Genomic DNA, 16,401 nt, shown 5'->3' on the forward strand with positions numbered 1-16,401 from the left:
CACTTCGTTCCACTTCCTCGCCCCTGGTATCCGGCCCGAACCATAGTTGAAGCAGCGCCGCTCCAGGCGCTGCAAGACTCAACAGAAGGATCGAAAGCCATGACCATCACCACAACTCCGGTGCGAACAAACGTCGGCACCAGGCACCCGGAGCTTTACAACACCCTCGCCGCCATGGCCCAGGCGTCGGACCAGGCGGCCCTCACCGAGGGCATCTCCCCGCTCCTGCTCGAACTTGTCAAGATCCGGGTGTCCCAGATCAACGGCTGCGCCTACTGCCTGCGGATCCACCCGGCTGACTCATTGGCCAAGGGTGAGACACCCGAACGCCTGGCCGTCCTGCCGGCATGGCGGGAAACAAGGTACTTCGACGGGCAGGAGCGCGCCGCCCTGGCACTGGCCGAATACGTCGCCGGGATCAAGGACTTCCACGGGGACGCCGGCCTGTACGAATCCACCGTCGAGCACCTCACCCCGGGACAGGTGTCAGCCCTCACCTGGGTGGCCATGTCCATCAATTCCTTCAACCGCGTTGCCATCAGCAGCGCCTACAAGGTGGCACCCGGCAGGCAGCGGTGAGCCTACGCTACCTTGGCATGCGCCCTGCAGACCGGCGTAGCGTTCGCCTGGCACCAGCTGGAAACGCGGACCGATGAACAAAGCGCCCGGTGGCAACCACAGCTTCGATATCGCCTCCCTGCCCGTGCCGGTCATCCAGGCTCCCATGGCCGGCGGACCCTGCACCCCACAGCTTGCGGCAGCCGTCAGCGACGCGGGCGGGCCGGGCTTCCTGATCCTGGCGCTGCTCAAGCCATAGGTAACGTGTTTTTGGGGAAGCCGGAACCGGCCCGTACCCTTACTTAGGATTACCTAAGAAGAAGGAACCCTACCGTGCCCTCCACCTCCCCGGCCTACCCAGACCATGCCCGCTGAGACTTTCCGCGACCCCTGGGGCATTCCGCACCTCCGCGCAGGCTCGGTACATGAGCTGGCGTTTTTGCAGGGGCAGAACGCCGCAACGGACCGGTCCTGGCAGATCGAATTGGAGCGCTGGCGGTCGGAGGGCAGGACGGCCGGGCAACTGGGGCCCGAAGGCGTGCTGTGGGACCGCTTCGCGCGGCAGGCCCGCATCAATGACACTGCCCGCTTATGCTTCGGGAACCTTGACCCGGCCACGCAGCAGTGGTGTACCGCCTACGTGGACGGCGTTAACCAGGCCCTGAGCTCCGGCCGCCGGGACGCACGGGAGTTCAGGGACACAGCCACGGCACCCGCTGCCTGGGAGCCGTGGACTCCGCTGGGCGTGTTTTTGGTCCACCACATCCTGTTCAGCACCTTTCCCAACAAGCTCTGGCGGGAGCAGGTGGCGCAGGTTCTCGGTCCGGATGCCGTGGGGCTGTTCAGCATTGAGGCGCCGGTCTGGGCCGGCAGCAACGCGTGGGCTGTTTCAGGTGGCCTGACTGCCACGGGTTCGCCCCTGGTTGCCGGCGACCCGCACCGGCTCATGGAATTGCCCGGCGTGTACCAGCAGGTGCGGCTCGCCTGTCCGGAGTTCGACGTCGTCGGGCTGGCTTTTCCCGGCGTGCCCGGCCTCCCCCACTTCGGCCATGCAGGATCAGCGGCCTGGGCCGTCACCAATGCCATGGCGGACTACCAGGACCTGTACAGCGAGCAGCTGCGGCAGGAGGACTCCGCCCTGTTGGCGATGGGACCCGACGGGTGGGAGCCGGTTGTTGCGAACCATGAGGAGGAGATCCTGGTGCGCGGCGCCGCCGCAGAGACGGTCACCGTCATCGAGACCCGGCGCGGGCCAGTCATTTCCGGAGGGGCCGACGGCGGCGCGCTGAGTCTGCGGACCCCGTCCCGGGCTGCGGGACGGCTGGGTTTCGAGGCCCTCCTGCCGCTCCTTCGGAGCCGCTCCGCCGCTGACGTCGAGTCAGCCCTGCAAGCCTGGGTGGAGCCCGTCAACTGCGTGCTGGCCGCGGATTCCAGCGGTGACGTCCGGCAATTGGTGGCAGGGAGGGTTCCCAAACGCAATCCCGGGAACCGCGTCCGCCCCGTTCCCGCGGAATCTCCGGACCAACAGTGGTCCGGAGATTGGGTGGACTTGCCAAAGTCCTCCGTGGACAGGCTGGCCGTGAACGCCAACGACCGTGATTCCGGCGGCGGAGACCTCACGGGACTCGAATTCGCCCCGGCCCACAGGGCACGCCGGATCCGGCGGCTTTTGGAGGAAGCCGGCCCCGGGCGGAACAGCGACACTGGCCTGGACAGTGACTCCAAACTCAACAGTGACGACATGCAGCGCATCCATATGGACACCCAGCTCGGATCGTGGCCGCTGCTGTGTAATGTGCTGCAAGAGCTGGAGGAACCTGCCGTCCACCTGTCTGCCGATGCCAGGGATCTGCGGGAGCGTTTGCTGGGCTGGAACGGAGTTATGGACGCCGGCAGTGGAGAAGCCGCAACCTTCGCGTCCTGGCGTTCGGAGCTGGTCCTGGCACTGGCCGGCACTCCCCTGCTGGCACCGCTCGCGGCCCCTGCCCGGCACTCTCCCCTGTTCACGCCATGGCTGAACCCCGTGGCAAGGGTGGGTTTCGCGCTCGAAACCATCCTTGCCAAAGGTGCCGCCTTCGGCATCGATGTTGCCGCAGCGGTGTGCAAGGCACTCGAGGCGGCGGCAGCGTCGCCGTCGTCCGCCACCTGGGGCGAACACCATACTGTCCTGCCGCTGCATGCGGTGGCTGACTACCCGGCAACGGGCGCCGCTTCGCTTTCCGTCCCGCCGACCGCCCTGTCCGGCGACACCGGCTGCGTGCTCTCAACGGAGAGCCTGCCGGGCGTCACCGACGCATCATTCCGTGGGCCGGTGGCCCGCTACGTATGGGACCTTTCAGACCGGGCGAAGAGCCGGTGGATCGTGCCGTTCGGTTCCTCCGGCAATCCGGACAGCAAAGACTTCGCCAGCCAGCTGCCGCTCTGGGCCGCCGGCCAACTTCTCCCTGTCGTCACCGACTGGGACCAGCTCATTAAGGAGACGCATGAACAGCGCTGACGCCGCATTCGAGGCCAGGGACGCCTTATACGAGGAAGACCTGCCGGGCCTGGGCAAGCTGCGGCTGCTTCGCCTCGCGCCGGACGGGGACGCCGACCTGGTTCACGGCTGGGTGAAGGAGGAACGCGCGCGGTTCTGGGGCATGAACGGCATGGGCCGGGACGAAGTCAGGGATATCTACCTGTTCCTGGACAGCCTGGACACGCACCACGGGTACCTGATGACGGTGGCGGGGCAGCCGGCCGGTATCTTCCAGACCTACGAACCCCGGCAGGACCCCGTGGCTGATGCCTACCCTGCACGGGCCGAAGATACCGGCATGCATCTGCTGCTCGCCCCGGCCACGCAACCGGTACCCAACTTCACGACCACCCTGCTCTCCGGCCTGGTCCGGTTCCTGCTGTCGGATCCGGCCAAGGACCGGGTGGTGGCTGAACCGGATGCCCGGAACAACAAGGCTATTGCCCGCTTCACAGGGTTTGGGTTCGAGGCCGGTCCGAAGGTGCAGCTGGCAGGGAAGGAAGCCCAGCTCGTGTTCCTGAGCAGGGAAAAGTTCGAATCACGGCCGGCCGGGTAGGGTAAGGCGCGCCCTACTCTTCGCCGGTGTCCTGGGCTTCCAGATATTTCGCCATCGCCTCGCAGGCCTGCTTCCAGCGGGCGTCCAGCGCGTGCCGGTTCAACGGCGAAAACATGCCGTCGAGGACTTTTTCCACTGCGTCGTATGCGGCGTCCTTGGCTCGTTCCTGCGCCGCCGGGGTGTAGTAGTTCATGACAGTAATTCGTTGTGGCCTTGGACTCGGATGGCGGAAACTGTTGGGATTAACCGGCTGGCCGGAGCGAAGTGATCATCCGCCTGATGTTCTGGTACTCGGTGGTGTCCATGTACTTCCGGGCCTGTTCCAGGTACGGCAGGGACTCGCCCCCTGGCGTCCTGTTGTTGTCCGGGCTGTAGAAGGCACCAAACATGGCGGCAGTGGGCGGCCACGTGAAGAAGTGGAAGATGGGGCAGGCTGAATCACCGGGGGGAGCTTCAACGGTGGTGATGCCGTAGGCCGCAGCCGGGGTATCAGCGGGGCCGGGAGTGGAGGCATCGCCGCGGGTTTCAAACACGTACCGGGGCACGTCGCCGTTCCGGGCCAGCGCCGGGAGTTCCTGCGACTCAAACTCCGAGAAGGGATACTTCTCCGTGCAGATGGACCCGGTTGCCATGTTGGTCCTCAGCGTGGCCAGCGGCCTGCCGGCCTCGTTGGTGACCTCCGCAAATGCCCCGCCGCCCTCGGGCAGTTCCCCTGCCGGGTCCTGCACGCTCCAGGCGGAAGGATAATCGAAGGCCAAGTCTCCATCCGCCGTCGTAAATGTTGTCCAGGCCGCCTTTGTGGCGGGAGGGGCAGGCGCCGTGGTCGCCGTCGTAGTGCCTGGGGCGGCAGGCGCCGGCGACGCGGCGGAAGGGCTGGGGGCCGTCGTTGCCGGCGAGGTGGCAGAGGGCGGGGCTGCCTGGGGTCCGCACCCCGCAACCGCAACACCAACCAGAACCAATGCGGGAAGCAGTCCGCGCAGTCTTCTCATCACACCCTCCCAGGGCACGAAAAACCTGACCCTCCCATTGTGGAACCGCCAAGGCTTTCCGTACCGGGACAGTCCTGATTGCCGTCGAACCGTTGCGGTGGATAACAAAACTGCTCCCGGCCTTCCACGCACGGCGGGCCGGTCCCACAAGGGAACCGGCCCGCCGCCGCTATTCCTGCGTTACAGGGTGGCGACGCCGATCACGAAGCGGTACCGGACGTCCGGGAACAGGACGCGCTCGTAGGCGTCGTTGATCATTTTCGGCAGGGTCACCTCGATCTCCGCTCCGATGCCGTGCCCTGTGCAGAAGTCCGGCATCTTGGGTTCCACGGATGCTGCTGCTTCCGGTTGCCCGAGCCTCTTGGCCAGATTCATGAGTCGATCGGCCGTCCGTGGAAGCGGGGGTGACGAATAGCATGTGGGGTAGTTTCCTGATGGGCGCGCCGTCCGGTGTGTGCAGGACAACATCCCTTGAAAGGGATTGTCATGAAAAGGATCAACCGGAGTCTGACCCTGGTCACCGCCGTGTCGTTGGTGGCCATCACCGGGTGCGCGGCTCAGGGCGGGGACTCGTCAGCCCCGCCTGCGGCCAGCTCCGCTGCCCCGTCAGCGAATGGATCAGACCAGGCCGCCGCACCGGTCATCACCATTAAGGATTTCAAGTATGAGGTTCCGGGCTCGGTGAAGCCGGGGTCAATGGTAACGGTGACGAACGCTGACAGCGCCCCACACACCGTCACTGCCAAGGACGAGGGCGGGTTCGATGTGGAAGTCCCGGGAGGCGGAACGGCGATCGTCCAGGCGCCTGATGCCCCGGGTGAGTACGAGATCATCTGCACCTTCCATCCGCAGATGACCGGGTCGCTGGTCGTGAAATGAACCACCCTGGAGTGAAAGCGCATGACCGGTCCCTGTGGGTGTTGCGTGCCGGTGTCGCGGCGGGTCTGGTGGTCAGCGCCGTGATCCATGTCCAGCTCGCCCCGGGCTACCAGCAGGCGGCCCCCGGTGGCGTCGGCCAGGGCACCTTGTTTTTGGTCCAGGCCGGAGCCGCTGCCCTGGCAGCCGTGTTCGTGCTGCTCAAAGGCTCCCGTACGGCTTTCGCCGCCGCTGCTCTGGTGGCGTTGTCATCGCTGGCCGCGGTCATCCTTTACCGGTATGTCCAGGTTCCCGCTATCGGCCCGTTGCCTTCGATGTATGAACCGGTCTGGTACACGGCCAAGGTCATCACTGCCGTCGCCGAAGCGGCCGCCGGGGCCCTGGCAGTGGCCGGGTACGCCCTGCTGCACAAGAGCCGGGCTGGATCAGGGCGGGTTGCCCGGAATCGGCAACGCGGCACCTCAGCTGCCTGACCCTTCGTCTGGTGGCGTGCAGGAAATATTGTGAACCCGGCCACATCCGCACCCATCCTTTTCCGGAGCGGGTGCGAAGTACTGTATGTCCCCTACTGGGGGCATCAACATCACACGCGCGTGTATGAGGAGACTGCTTTCCGATGAACAAGACACTCCGCTTTATGGCTGTTCCCACTCTCGCTTTGGGCGTCCTTGCCCTTTCCGGTTCCCCGGCCATGGCCGCCGACCAGTCCTACCAGACCACCCTGGGCCAGCTCAACGGCAGCTCAGCGTCTGGCACCGTCACCGTTGACGTCACGGGCAACCAGGCCCACGTTGTCCTGAATGTTTCCGGCCTGCCGGCAACGTTCATGGACGCCCCGTACCCGCACGTCCAGCACATCCACGGCGGCAAGCAGGGCACCTGCCCGGACCCGTCCGCTGACAAGGACGGTGACGGCGTCATCAACACCACCGAGGGTGACCCGGCCTACGGCCCCATCCTCACCACGCTCTCCACGAGCGGGGACACCAGCCCGGCAGCCGGTACGGACCTCAAGCTCGCCGGCCAGGGCGCTGCCTACACCGTTGACCGGACGTTCGAACTGAACGCCGAGACCAAGGCTTCCCTGGAAGCAGGCACCGCAGTAGTGGTTGTCCACGGCCTTGACCCGGCCACGTTGAGCCCTGCCGCGCAGGCGGCGAAGAGCGACATCGTTCCGAGCCTTCCGCTTGCCGCCACCTCCCCCGCCCTGTGCGGGACCTTGACGGCCGGGCAGATGAAAATGCCCGCAGGCGGCGCAGCAACCGGTATCCCCACCGAAACCGGCACCGACACCGGAGCCCTCGCCATCGGATCGGGCCTGGCCCTGATCGCCCTCGCCGGCGGAGCCTACGTCGTCCGCCGCCGCAGCACCACATCAGCAGCGTAACGACAGGCTGAACGGATCACTACAGTGACAACCAAGAACCCCGGCCACCGCAGAGGCCCCCGTGCCTTCGCGGCGGCCGGGCTTCTGCTCGCTTTGGCCCTGGGCGGGTGTGGCGCCGGCAGTACAGGAACGCCCGACGCCGGCTCATCGCCTTCTGCTTCCGCCGCACCAACCGCAGCGGCTGCCTCGCCCGCAGCCAGTCCAACAGCTGCGCCTGCGCCCCCTTCTTCAACTCCCGCGGCCCCGGCAGCGCCGCCCGCCGCGTCCACATTCCTGTCCAGGTCCGAACCGGTAACCCTCGAGATCCCGGCCATCGGCGTCCGCAGCGATCTGCTCCACCTGGGACTGGAACAGAACGGCTCCCTTCAGGTGCCCCAGGACGACGGCAACGGCGCCCCGGCCAGCTGGTACAATGGCTCCCCCACACCCGGGGAACCCGGACCCTCAGTGCTGCTGGGCCACGTCAACTCACCAAACGGGCGCGGCGGCGTTTTTGCGGACCTGCGCAAACTCACCCCCGGCGCCGAAATCAGCGTTTCCAGGGCCGACGGCAGCACCGCCGTGTTCACCGTTGACCGCGGCGCCCTCTACCCCAAAGACCAGTTCCCCACCCTCGAGGTCTACGGCAACACCGCTGGCCCCGAACTGCGGCTCATCACCTGCGACGGCTACGACGCCGCCACCGGGGAATTTGATGACAACTACGTCATCTACGCAACACTCAAAGCCTGACAAGCGGCCGCAGAAACCTGAAAGGGCAGCGGCCAGGACGGAAGAGCCATGAAAAACCGCACTCCCCTGCTGGCGTCCCTGGCACTCTCGGCCCTGCTGCTCGCCGGCTGCGCCGCTGCGGTGGGAGCCCCGGGAACGGCCGGGCCGCCGTCGTCCGCGCCAACCTCGTCACAGGGCGGCGGCCACGGCGGAGGGCATCACGACGGCGGCACCTCTTCCCCGCGCCCCAATGCCGACGGTCCCAGCGAAGCCGCAAAGATGGTCTGCGGTGACCAGCCCAAGGACCGCCTCACCGCGATCCTGGACCTAAAGCAGGCCCCGCACACCATCAACGACTGGGCGGACAGCACCTTCACCTGCACCTACCACCTGGACGAAGGGGACCTGGTCATCTCCGTCAAGGAAGCCAAGAACAAGGCCACGGCACTGACCTACTTCGATGCGATGCAGGCCCTCGCAAAGGACGCCACACCCATCGAAGGCCTCGCCAACCTCGGCTTCCCCGCCTACGAAACCGCCGACGGATCAGCAGTCTTCCAAAAGGACAGCTTCGTGCTCCAGGTAGACGCTTCAGGCCTTCCCGCGACCATCGGCCCGGACGCTGTGACCCGAAACGCCCTGGCGTACCAGCTCTCCACCACCATCCTTGCCTGCTGGATCGAACACCCCTGAGATACCGGCTCCCGCCCACCAGCGCAGCCCGCCCGCCGCAGTCCCCTTGAGAGGTCCAGCCATGAAAGCAAACACCAGAACCGGCAGCGCATTTGGACTCGCGGCAGCAGCAGTGGTGCTGGTCCTGTCCGGCTGCGGGAACCCTGGCACGTCCGGGTCCGGCACCACAGCGGCCCCCACCGTGACGGAACAATTCCCCTCAGCTCCTCCCGCCACCATAGAACCTGCTCCTACAGCTTCGGGTACGGGCTCAACATCTGCGGCGGCCCCAGCCGAAATACTGATCAAGGGCTTCAAATACCAGGGTGCGGAAACTGTCAGCCCCGGAGCGGAGATCACCGTCACCAATGAAGACAGCGAACCCCACACCGTCACCGCTGATACGGGTAACGCCTTCGATGTCACCATCAAAGGCGGCAGCACCGCCACGTTCACCGCCCCGACTGAGCCCGGGACCTACCCCTACCACTGCAACTTCCACGGCAACATGAAAGGCGCCCTCACGGTGAAATAACACCTTGGGGATAACCGTCACGGTTACTCTTATCCGGCACCTGCCGGGCCAAGGCACTGGCGCAGGTTGCGTAAGCCGTCCGGGATGCGGGACTTGACTGCCGGCAGACTCAGGGTCAGCATCCCGGCCACCTCCGTGTACGTCTGCCCCTCCAAATATGCCAGGGTGATCGCTTCGGACTGGGCGCGACTTAGCGTGGATAAGCTGCCGAGAATTTTCTCATTCTCCATCCTGTGCAGTATGAGCTCTTCGACAGAATTCTGGCCCAGCGCCGTTGTCTCGTGGTGGTGCCAAAACGTCAATGAAATCTTCAGCAAATGACAAAGAATACGGCAAGTTGTAACAGCGGAAGCAAGGGAAACCGGCTCTTCGCAGATGAGCATGGGTAGGGCGGTCTGAGGCTGGCGCTCGTACGTTGGCTGCGGCGTGGTGCAGGGGGAATGAGGTCAGGGCCTCTTTGAATTGGTAGCGACCAAGCAAACCAATACACAAAGAGACCCTTACATGAATAACTCTATGTCTTGTTCCGGCGGGCGCTGGTGCATGCGGGCAGATGCCTTGCTCGATGTCGAGGGCGTCCACATCAGTGCCGTCACTGCAACCGTGACGGGCTTGCTTCTGCACGTCGAGACCGGCGAGGACCTCACCGGGTGCCCTGACTGCGGCGTCGTCGCTGTGGGGCACGGCCGCCGCCAGGTCCGCCTCCATGACATTCCGTGTTTCGGCCGGCCAGTGCAGCTGCTATGGGCCAAGCGCGTCTGGCGATGCCCCGACAATGACTGTCCGCGAACGACGTTCACCGAGGAGCATCAGTTGGCCGGACCTAGGGCGAAGCTCACGGCCAGGGCCGCCAGATGGGCAACCGATGGGCTGCAGCGTTTCGATACGTCTGTCTCTGCCCTGGCCCATCAGCTCGGCGTTTCGTGGCATACAGCGTGGGACGCCATCAGGACAGAAGCCACACGGCGCATCGCTATCACCGAGCGGCTGTCCGGGGTGAACGCGCTTGGTGTTGACGAACATGTCTGGTCCCACACAGGTCCGCCGGGGTCCGGCATGGTCACCGGGATCGTGGACCACACCCGTGACGCCCACGGTCGAGTTCATGCCCGGTTGCTGGACCTCGTCCCGGGCCGGTCCGGGAAGGCCTACGCCGACTGGCTTAAAGACCGCGGCGAGGAATTCACCGCCGGCATCAAGACCGCGGCGCTGGACCCGTTCCGCGGCTACGCCAACGCCATCCGCGACGAGCTGCCCGAAGCGATCACCGTCCTGGACGCCTTCCACGTCGTGAAACTGGGATCGGCCATGGTCGACGAGGTCCGCCGCAGGGTCCAGCAGGAGACCCTGGGCCACCGGGGCCGCAAGGGAGATCCGCTCTACGGTATCCGGCGGACTCTGCAGACCGGCGCGGAACATCTGACCGAGAAGCAGGCCGCCAGGCTCGATGCGAAACTCACCGCCGGGGACCACGGCCACGAAGTCACCCTGGCCTGGCAGTGCTATCAGAAGCTACGGAACATCTACCACTCCCGCCCGGAACGCGGCAGGGGGCTCGTCAACGAGGTCATCGCATCGTTCCCGTCCTGTCCGATCCCGGAAGTCGCCCGGCTCGGCAGGACACTCAAACAATGGAAGGCCGCGATCCTGGCCTACTTCGACACCCGCGGCGCCTCCAACGGCCCCACAGAAGCAATCAACGGCGTCATCGAAACCACCCGCCGTATCGCCCGTGGGTTCCGTAATTTCCCCAACTACAGACTCAGATGCCTACTTGCCGCCGGCGGCCACCGACCCTACCGAATCAAACAGACGAACCATGCCTAAATGCGAAGACCCGGGAAACCCTGCCGTCCTCTCATAACGAGCAGGGACTAGCTCATGGCCAGTCTGCACGCCTGAATTGCACGGGTTGTCGAAGCAGCAGTGTCGAGTCGCTCATCCACTCAGCAGGTGAGCGCTGGCCCGCCTCAGGTGATTCCGGACCGGCGGGCTCCTGGAAATCCTTCCGCCCGGCTTCCCCTGTCTGTGCTTCTGGTTTTTTCATTGTTCCCCCTGGACGAGCTTGGAGAAACCCACATTAGGGACCGGCACACGATCGAGGGAAGAGCTTTTATCAAGCGACGTTACTTATTGTGCGAATCTTGAGAAAACAGGAACTTGACCGCAAGTGGCTTTGAGCCTTTACCCGTTTTAGGCCGAGCCCCGGACAGGGCAGGTTTCCGCAGTTGGACAACACCAGCACGCCGCCGCTGCTGGTTCGAGTCGGCGTGTGGAAACAAACCCGCATACATTGTCGAACAATCCTTGAATCTCATTCATGCTGAAGGGGACACCTAAACGAGACGAGATCACTATGGCGTTCATCGACCTCAACAGCGACGTCGGCGCAGTCCTTCACGATGAGGACGCCGTCGCCGCTAACATGGCCCGTCCCGCCACCGAAGGTGCGGTAGTGATGTCCGCAGCGGTCCGCCGTGAACTGGACGCTGCCGGCGTCGGCATCCGGAGCTTCGTGTGAGCCCTGGTATCCCTCGTGACGACGTCCGATGGGCCGGGCCCCGCGCCCTGCTCATCGAGGTGGAGTCGCTCGACGCCGTCCTCACCCTGCACGCCCAACTGGTGGATCACCCGCTGACCGGGCAGGTCGAGGTGATAGCAGCTGCCCGGACCATCCTGGCCGTCTTCGACTCCCGCACGAATGCCCGTGCGGCCCGCACCGCCCTCGCAACCCTGGAGGCCACGCCGTCCAAAGGCCGGCTGGTCTCCGGCGATCCAGTCCGGATTGAGGTGGTGTACGACGGCGAGGACCTGGCCGAAGTAGGCCGACTTACGGGTTTGGGCGTCGAAGGCGTGGTCGAAGCCCACAGCGGGCAGCTATGGACGGCGGCTTTTGGGGGCTTCGCGCCGGGGTTTGCCTACCTGGTGGGCGAAAACGAGGTGCTCAATGTGCCCCGCCGCACCAGCCCACGCACCGCGGTGCCCGCCGGATCGGTCGCGCTGGCCGGCAACTTCTCTGCCGTCTATCCGCGGCGATCCCCTGGCGGCTGGCAACTGATCGGCCGCACGGCCGCGCGCATGTGGGACCTCGGGCGTGAGCAGCCTGCCCTCCTCCGCCCCGGAATGACAGTGCAGTACGTGCCCGTGCGCGAGCTGATCGAGCTCAACGAACAACGCGGTGACAGTGCCGTTTCACCGGACGCCGCAGCGGGCCCGTCACTTGAAATTGTCACGCCGGGACCGCAGTCACTGATCCAGGACCTCGGGCGGCCCGGGCTCGGCGACCTCGGCGTCTCCGCGTCCGGCGCGGCCGACACCACGAGCGCCCGCCAGGCGAACCGCTTGGTCGGCAATGAGCCGGGAGACGCCGTCATCGAAACCGTCCTTGGGGGGCTGTCCGTCCGGGCCCGTGGTGAACTAACCGGCGCCCTCACAGGTGCGGCGGCGCCGGCGCTCATCGAAGGACCGCGCGGCAATCGCCCCGCCCCGATGTGCGCGCCCTTTGCCCTGCACGACGGCGAAAGCCTCCACCTCGACCTGCCCTACGCCGGACAGCGCACCTACCTCGCGGTCCGCGGCGGGATTGATGTTGACCCAGTGCTCGGCAGCCGCGCAACCGACCTGATGTCCGGCATCGGCCCCGCCATCCTCGAGCGGGGCACCATACTGCGCGTCCAGGAGGTGGAGCATGGACGGGTAGTCGGCGCCGCAGAACCTTCCACGCTGCCTCCGGCCGTCCTGCAAGGCGACGGAACAGCTGTCCTCCGGATTACCGCCGGCCCGCGCCAGGACTGGTTCGCGCCTGAATCCCGCGCAGCGCTCACAGAACAGGCCTGGACCGTCACCGCCGATTCCAACCGCATCGGCGTCCGGCTCGCAACCGGCGACGGCGGCCAGCCCCTGGAACGGGCACGGTCCGAGGAACTGCCCAGCGAAGGCGTGGTGGCAGGCTCGCTGCAGGTGCCGCCGTCGGGGCTTCCCGTCCTGTTCCTGGCCGACCATCCGGTAACCGGCGGGTACCCGGTGATCGGCGTCGTCGTACCCGAAGACCTTCCGGCCGCCGCGCAGCTTCCCCCGGGTATCGCCATCCGTTTCGTCGAGGTGGATCCTGAAACGTTCCAGCCGGCCGCTACCCAAAGATGGTGAAGGAACCAGCCATGAAGAAGGTCCTGATTGCCAACCGCGGCGAGATTGCCGTTCGAATTGTGCGCGCCTGCGCTGACTCTGGGTTGGTATCCGTGGCGGTGTACTCGGATCCCGACGCCGATGCGCTGCACGTGCGCCTCAGCGACGAGGCGTATACCCTAAGTGGTTCCGCCAGCTCTGATACCTACCTGAACACAGACAAGCTGCTCAACGTCGCTGCCCGCGCCGGCGCCGACGCAGTGCACCCAGGCTACGGCTTCCTGTCCGAGAACGCGGCTTTTGCCCAGGCGGTGCTCGACGCCGGTCTCACCTGGATCGGTCCTTCGCCAGAGGCCATCCGCAGTCTGGGGAACAAGGTCACAGCCCGCGGGATCGCAGTCCGCGCGGGCGCTCCCCTGGTTCCCGGGTCAGACGGTCCGGTGGCCGACGCCGAGGAGGTCCGCGCCTTCGCCCAGCAGTACGGCGTCCCGGTCGCCATCAAGGCCGCCTTCGGTGGTGGCGGCCGGGGGCTCAAAATTGCCTACCGCTTTGAGGACATCGACGACGCCTTCGACTCCGCGGTACGCGAGGCGACCCTTGCGTTTGGGCGGGGCGAGTGTTTTGTGGAGCGCTTCCTGGACCGCCCCCGGCATGTTGAGGCGCAGGTGCTGGCGGATATCCACGGGAACGTCGTCGTCGCCGGAACGCGCGACTGTTCGCTGCAGCGGCGCAACCAGAAGCTTGTCGAGGAGGCTCCCGCACCGTTCCTGACCGATGAGCAGCGCCACCTCATCCATGAATCGGCCCGGGCAATCTGCCGCGAGGCCGGTTACGCCGGTGCGGGCACGGTCGAATACCTCGTGGCACCCGACGGGGTCATTTCCTTCCTTGAGGTTAATACACGCCTGCAGGTCGAGCACCCGGTGACCGAGGAAACGTCCGGCCTCGACCTGGTACGCGAGCAGTTTCGCATCGCCGCCGGACTGCCCCTGTCCGTCACGGAAGACCCGGTTCCCCACGGCCACGCCATCGAGTTCCGCATCAACGCCGAAGACGCGGGCCGCGGGTTCCTGCCCTCTCCGGGGCCGGTCGACGTCTTCGAGGCACCCACCGGGGCGGGAATCCGAGTCGATACGGGTGTCCGATCCGGGTCAACCATCCCGGCCGAGTATGACTCCCTCATGGCCAAACTGATCGTGCACGGCGAGGACCGGGCGCAGGCACTGCGCCGCGCACGCATCGCCCTGGACGAACTCCGGGTCGAGGGCGTGCCCACTGTCGTCCCATTCCACCGTGCGGTCGTACGGGATTCGGACTTCACCCAGCCCGACCGGCTCCGTGTCCACACCACCTGGATCGAGTCCGAGTTCGCCGAACGCCTCGCCGTCTCGCTTGAGAGCGGGCTCACCGGTCCCGTCGCGCGACGGGAGACCCTCACCGTGGAGTTGGACGGCAAGGCCGTCCAACTCGGGCTGCCCGCCCAAGTATTCGCGGCGCTCATGAACGGCGGGAGTGCTGCCGTCATACCGGCTTCCGGCGGGGATACGGAAGCCGACCGCGCTGCAGCAGATGGCAGGATCACCGCCCCGATGGGTGGGAACCTGGTGAAATGGCTGGCCGAAGACGGCGCCCAGGTGGCCGCTAACCAGCCCGTCGCAGTGCTGGAGGCGATGAAGATGGAAACAGTCGTGTCCGCATCGTCAGCCGGCGCTTTTCGCCGGGGCAACCAAACCCCGGGCGCCGCCGTCGCACGCGGCGAGGTCCTCGGCGACGTGGTCAGTCCCGTTGGCTGGCATCGCAGGCCATGAATACAGCATTGGACGAAGCAGGGCCGGCTAAGCACGCGCACGGCGTGGATTGCGTCCGTGCTGCGGGCGCGGATCGCGGCGGGCCAGCTGATGCCGGGGTCGAAGCTGTCGGAGCAGTTGCTGTCGGCGGCGCTCGGTGTTTCGCGGAACACCCTGCGGCAGGCGTTCACCACGCTCACCGGGGATCGATTGTGACCCGGATCCCGAACCGGGAGGTTTTCGTGGCGTCCCCCGGGGTCGAAGAGGTGCGCGAGATCTACCGGATCCGAAGGACGATCGAGCCCTCAGCCGTGCTGTGGTCGGAGCCTCAGCCGAGGATCTTGACGCGCTGGAGGCTATTGGAAGACGAGCCGCATCTCGGCGAGCACCCGCTCCATCAGCTCCCGCAACGAATCGCTCCTGGTGAGAGAGTTGCTGAAGCACCTCAGCGGCGACGCCTCCTGATGCGTCAACACTGTCGGGTCATCCCTCCGTAAGGGGGACTGCGAGGATCCGGTCATCCCCGGGCCGCGGATCACCACGGCCGTCGGTGTTGTTGGTCATGAACCACAGCTGACCGTCCGGCGACAGTGCCACGTCACGGATCCGGCCGTACTCGCGCCTGTAATGCTCCGTGGACGTTGAGGGGTCAGAGACGGGTACTGACAGCAAAACCTGTCCCCGGAGGTTGGCGATGAACAGCGTCCCGCCTGCATGGGCCATTCCGCTGGGACTTGCCGCTCCGGGTTGCCATTGCTGCACGGGATCCACGAGACCTTCCCTGCCCGCAATCCCCTCCACCGTGGGCCAGCCGTAGTTGGCGCCGGGCGTGATGACGTTCAGCTCGTCCCAGGTGTTTTGCCCGAATTCGGTGGCGAAGAGGGTTCCGTCGTCAGTCCATGCCAGGCCCTGGGGATTCCGGTGCCCGTAGCTGTAGACGAAGGAGCCCGGGAAGGGGTTGTCTGCCGGGACGCCGCCGTCGGGAGTCATGCGCAGGATTTTGCCGCCGAGGGAGTCCGGGTCCTGGGCGCTGTTGCGCTGGCCCGCATCGCCGGTCGTCACGTACAGCATGCCGTCCGGCCCAAAGGCGATCCGGCCGCCGTCGTGGATGTTCGCTGCCGGGATCCGGTCAAGGAGGGTGTCGGGCTGTCCAAGGGACAGGGATCCTGGCGTGCCGGTCACGGGGAACCTCTGGACCCGGTTGCCGTCCGACGCCGTCGAATAAACGTACAGGTCACCGCCGCTGCCCACCGCGAGGCCCAGCAGGCCTGCCTCTCCCCGGTCATCCACGCCCTCAACGGTTCCGATAGGACGAGAGGAGCCATTCGGCGCGAGTTCGAGAATGCGCGCGCTGTTCCGCTCGCTGACCAGGGGAGTTCCGTCCCGGAACACTATGGACCATGGGGCGGCAAGGTCCGTTGCAACAGGCTGCGGGGTGCCGGCGATGGTGGCAGGGCCTGTCCGGGTGGGCTCACCGGCCGGGCCGGAAGTGGCCGGGGCGGAAGTAACCGGAGCCGAGGACGCCGGCGCAGGGAACGTGGAAGTGGACGGTGGAGCCGGTGCCGTGCACGCTGCGAGCAGGGTGCACGTGCCGGCGGCAACCGCTGTTTGAATCCAACGGCGCATGCGCTTCTCCATCACCCACTTCCTCAATGGAGGCTTTCCCGGACGGATCATCATCGCCTTG

19 protein-coding genes and 1 pseudogene are annotated in these 16,401 nt (G+C 66.1%); 15 read left to right on the top strand and 5 right to left on the bottom strand.

Annotated features, from left to right (window positions below; genetic code table 11):
• Positions 1–99 precede the first annotated feature (99 nt).
• From NXY83_RS17380 to NXY83_RS17395, 4 genes are all read left to right on the top strand, one after another.
• Entirely contained in the window at positions 100–579 is a 480-nt protein-coding gene (locus NXY83_RS17380) for a carboxymuconolactone decarboxylase family protein (protein ID WP_258803455.1), read from the top strand.
• A gap of 73 nt (positions 580–652) precedes the next feature.
• Positions 653–817, top strand: a complete 165-nt coding sequence (locus tag NXY83_RS17385) for a nitronate monooxygenase (protein WP_397427508.1) — start codon at positions 653–655, stop codon at positions 815–817.
• Between the two features lie 105 nt (positions 818–922).
• Positions 923–3,055, top strand: coding sequence for a penicillin acylase family protein (locus NXY83_RS17390; RefSeq protein ID WP_258803456.1), 2,133 nt, complete (start codon positions 923–925; stop codon positions 3,053–3,055).
• Complete coding sequence (locus NXY83_RS17395) at positions 3,042–3,632, top strand: GNAT family N-acetyltransferase (RefSeq protein ID WP_258803457.1); 591 nt, start codon at positions 3,042–3,044, stop codon at positions 3,630–3,632. Before NXY83_RS17390 ends, NXY83_RS17395 begins: the two co-directional genes overlap by 14 nt.
• 13 nt (positions 3,633–3,645) lie before the next feature.
• Here the strand turns inward: NXY83_RS17395 and NXY83_RS17400 are convergent, their stop codons facing one another.
• From NXY83_RS17400 to NXY83_RS17410, 3 genes and pseudogenes are all read right to left on the bottom strand, one after another.
• Positions 3,646–3,825: a hypothetical protein gene (locus NXY83_RS17400; RefSeq protein ID WP_258803459.1), complete on the bottom strand. Its 180-nt coding sequence runs from the start codon at positions 3,823–3,825 to the stop codon at positions 3,646–3,648.
• 49 nt (positions 3,826–3,874) lie between these two features.
• Positions 3,875–4,390: a hypothetical protein gene (locus NXY83_RS17405; protein ID WP_309484092.1), complete on the bottom strand. Its 516-nt coding sequence runs from the start codon at positions 4,388–4,390 to the stop codon at positions 3,875–3,877.
• Positions 4,391–4,801: 411 nt separating this feature from the next.
• Positions 4,802–4,942: pseudogene (locus NXY83_RS17410) on the bottom strand (alcohol dehydrogenase); the annotation flags it as partial.
• A 165-nt stretch (positions 4,943–5,107) separates the two neighbouring features.
• On the opposite strand from NXY83_RS17410, the gene NXY83_RS17415 reads away from it, so the two are divergent.
• The 6 genes from NXY83_RS17415 (at position 5,108) to NXY83_RS17440 (ending at position 8,802) form a co-directional block, all read left to right on the top strand.
• The gene (locus tag NXY83_RS17415) at positions 5,108–5,500 is read left to right on the top strand and encodes a cupredoxin domain-containing protein (RefSeq protein WP_258803461.1); all 393 of its coding nucleotides are present in this window, start codon (positions 5,108–5,110) and stop codon (positions 5,498–5,500) included.
• Positions 5,501–5,511: 11 nt separating this feature from the next.
• Entirely contained in the window at positions 5,512–5,970 is a 459-nt protein-coding gene (locus NXY83_RS17420) for a hypothetical protein (RefSeq protein WP_258803462.1), read from the top strand.
• A gap of 143 nt (positions 5,971–6,113) precedes the next feature.
• A complete protein-coding gene (locus NXY83_RS17425) occupies positions 6,114–6,884 on the top strand; it encodes a CHRD domain-containing protein (RefSeq protein ID WP_258803208.1) in 771 nt (256 codons plus the stop codon).
• A 24-nt stretch (positions 6,885–6,908) separates the two neighbouring features.
• The gene (locus tag NXY83_RS17430; RefSeq protein WP_258803463.1) at positions 6,909–7,616 is read left to right on the top strand and encodes a class F sortase; all 708 of its coding nucleotides are present in this window, start codon (positions 6,909–6,911) and stop codon (positions 7,614–7,616) included.
• A 48-nt stretch (positions 7,617–7,664) separates the two neighbouring features.
• On the top strand, positions 7,665–8,288 hold the full coding sequence (locus tag NXY83_RS17435) for a hypothetical protein (protein WP_258803464.1): 624 nt from the start codon (positions 7,665–7,667) through the stop codon (positions 8,286–8,288).
• A 61-nt stretch (positions 8,289–8,349) separates the two neighbouring features.
• Positions 8,350–8,802 (top strand): cupredoxin domain-containing protein, encoded by a 453-nt coding sequence (locus NXY83_RS17440; protein ID WP_258803465.1) that lies wholly within the window; start codon positions 8,350–8,352, stop codon positions 8,800–8,802.
• A 29-nt stretch (positions 8,803–8,831) separates the two neighbouring features.
• On the opposite strand, the gene NXY83_RS17445 is transcribed toward NXY83_RS17440, so the two are convergent.
• Entirely contained in the window at positions 8,832–9,185 is a 354-nt protein-coding gene (locus NXY83_RS17445; protein WP_258803466.1) for a sigma factor-like helix-turn-helix DNA-binding protein, read from the bottom strand.
• Between the two features lie 121 nt (positions 9,186–9,306).
• Here NXY83_RS17445 and NXY83_RS17450 point away from each other — a divergent pair, with 121 nt between their 5' ends.
• The 5 genes from NXY83_RS17450 (at position 9,307) to NXY83_RS20940 (ending at position 14,930) form a co-directional block, all read left to right on the top strand.
• On the top strand, positions 9,307–10,629 hold the full coding sequence (locus NXY83_RS17450; protein WP_425327178.1) for an ISL3 family transposase: 1,323 nt from the start codon (positions 9,307–9,309) through the stop codon (positions 10,627–10,629).
• 493 nt (positions 10,630–11,122) lie between these two features.
• Positions 11,123–11,323, top strand: coding sequence for a hypothetical protein (locus NXY83_RS17455; RefSeq protein WP_258803468.1), 201 nt, complete (start codon positions 11,123–11,125; stop codon positions 11,321–11,323).
• On the top strand, positions 11,320–12,948 hold the full coding sequence (locus NXY83_RS17460) for an urea amidolyase family protein (RefSeq protein ID WP_258803469.1): 1,629 nt from the start codon (positions 11,320–11,322) through the stop codon (positions 12,946–12,948). The genes NXY83_RS17455 and NXY83_RS17460 overlap by 4 nt, the downstream gene beginning before the upstream one ends.
• An 11-nt stretch (positions 12,949–12,959) precedes the next feature.
• Positions 12,960–14,735 (top strand): acetyl/propionyl/methylcrotonyl-CoA carboxylase subunit alpha, encoded by a 1,776-nt coding sequence (locus tag NXY83_RS17465; protein ID WP_258803471.1) that lies wholly within the window; start codon positions 12,960–12,962, stop codon positions 14,733–14,735.
• Between the two features lie 57 nt (positions 14,736–14,792).
• Positions 14,793–14,930: a GntR family transcriptional regulator gene (locus tag NXY83_RS20940; RefSeq protein ID WP_309484093.1), complete on the top strand. Its 138-nt coding sequence runs from the start codon at positions 14,793–14,795 to the stop codon at positions 14,928–14,930.
• Between the two features lie 267 nt (positions 14,931–15,197).
• Here the strand turns inward: NXY83_RS20940 and NXY83_RS17475 are convergent, their stop codons facing one another.
• Positions 15,198–16,340: a PQQ-dependent sugar dehydrogenase gene (locus NXY83_RS17475; RefSeq protein WP_258803472.1), complete on the bottom strand. Its 1,143-nt coding sequence runs from the start codon at positions 16,338–16,340 to the stop codon at positions 15,198–15,200.
• Positions 16,341–16,401 lie beyond the last annotated feature (61 nt).

The sequence above is a fragment of the Pseudarthrobacter sp. NS4 genome (genome assembly GCF_024758005.1).
Lineage (GTDB): Bacteria > Actinomycetota > Actinomycetes > Actinomycetales > Micrococcaceae > Arthrobacter.

What these genes read in the sequence shown, in the direction of transcription:
- NXY83_RS17380 (WP_258803455.1), top strand. Translation starts at nt 100, where the DNA reads ATGACCATCACCACAACTCCGGTGCGAACAAACGTCGGCACCAGGCAC.
- NXY83_RS17385 (WP_397427508.1), top strand. Translation starts at nt 653, where the DNA reads ATGAACAAAGCGCCCGGTGGCAACCACAGCTTCGATATCGCCTCCCTG.
- NXY83_RS17390 (WP_258803456.1), top strand. Translation starts at nt 923, where the DNA reads ATGCCCGCTGAGACTTTCCGCGACCCCTGGGGCATTCCGCACCTCCGC.
- NXY83_RS17395 (WP_258803457.1), top strand. Translation starts at nt 3,042, where the DNA reads ATGAACAGCGCTGACGCCGCATTCGAGGCCAGGGACGCCTTATACGAG.
- NXY83_RS17400 (WP_258803459.1), bottom strand. Translation starts at nt 3,825, where the DNA reads ATGAACTACTACACCCCGGCGGCGCAGGAACGAGCCAAGGACGCCGCA.
- NXY83_RS17415 (WP_258803461.1), top strand. Translation starts at nt 5,108, where the DNA reads ATGAAAAGGATCAACCGGAGTCTGACCCTGGTCACCGCCGTGTCGTTG.
- NXY83_RS17425 (WP_258803208.1), top strand. Translation starts at nt 6,114, where the DNA reads ATGAACAAGACACTCCGCTTTATGGCTGTTCCCACTCTCGCTTTGGGC.
- NXY83_RS17435 (WP_258803464.1), top strand. Translation starts at nt 7,665, where the DNA reads ATGAAAAACCGCACTCCCCTGCTGGCGTCCCTGGCACTCTCGGCCCTG.
- NXY83_RS17440 (WP_258803465.1), top strand. Translation starts at nt 8,350, where the DNA reads ATGAAAGCAAACACCAGAACCGGCAGCGCATTTGGACTCGCGGCAGCA.
- NXY83_RS17445 (WP_258803466.1), bottom strand. Translation starts at nt 9,185, where the DNA reads ATGCTCATCTGCGAAGAGCCGGTTTCCCTTGCTTCCGCTGTTACAACT.
- NXY83_RS17450 (WP_425327178.1), top strand. Translation starts at nt 9,307, where the DNA reads ATGAATAACTCTATGTCTTGTTCCGGCGGGCGCTGGTGCATGCGGGCA.
- NXY83_RS17455 (WP_258803468.1), top strand. Translation starts at nt 11,123, where the DNA reads ATGCTGAAGGGGACACCTAAACGAGACGAGATCACTATGGCGTTCATC.
- NXY83_RS17465 (WP_258803471.1), top strand. Translation starts at nt 12,960, where the DNA reads ATGAAGAAGGTCCTGATTGCCAACCGCGGCGAGATTGCCGTTCGAATT.
- NXY83_RS17475 (WP_258803472.1), bottom strand. Translation starts at nt 16,340, where the DNA reads ATGCGCCGTTGGATTCAAACAGCGGTTGCCGCCGGCACGTGCACCCTG.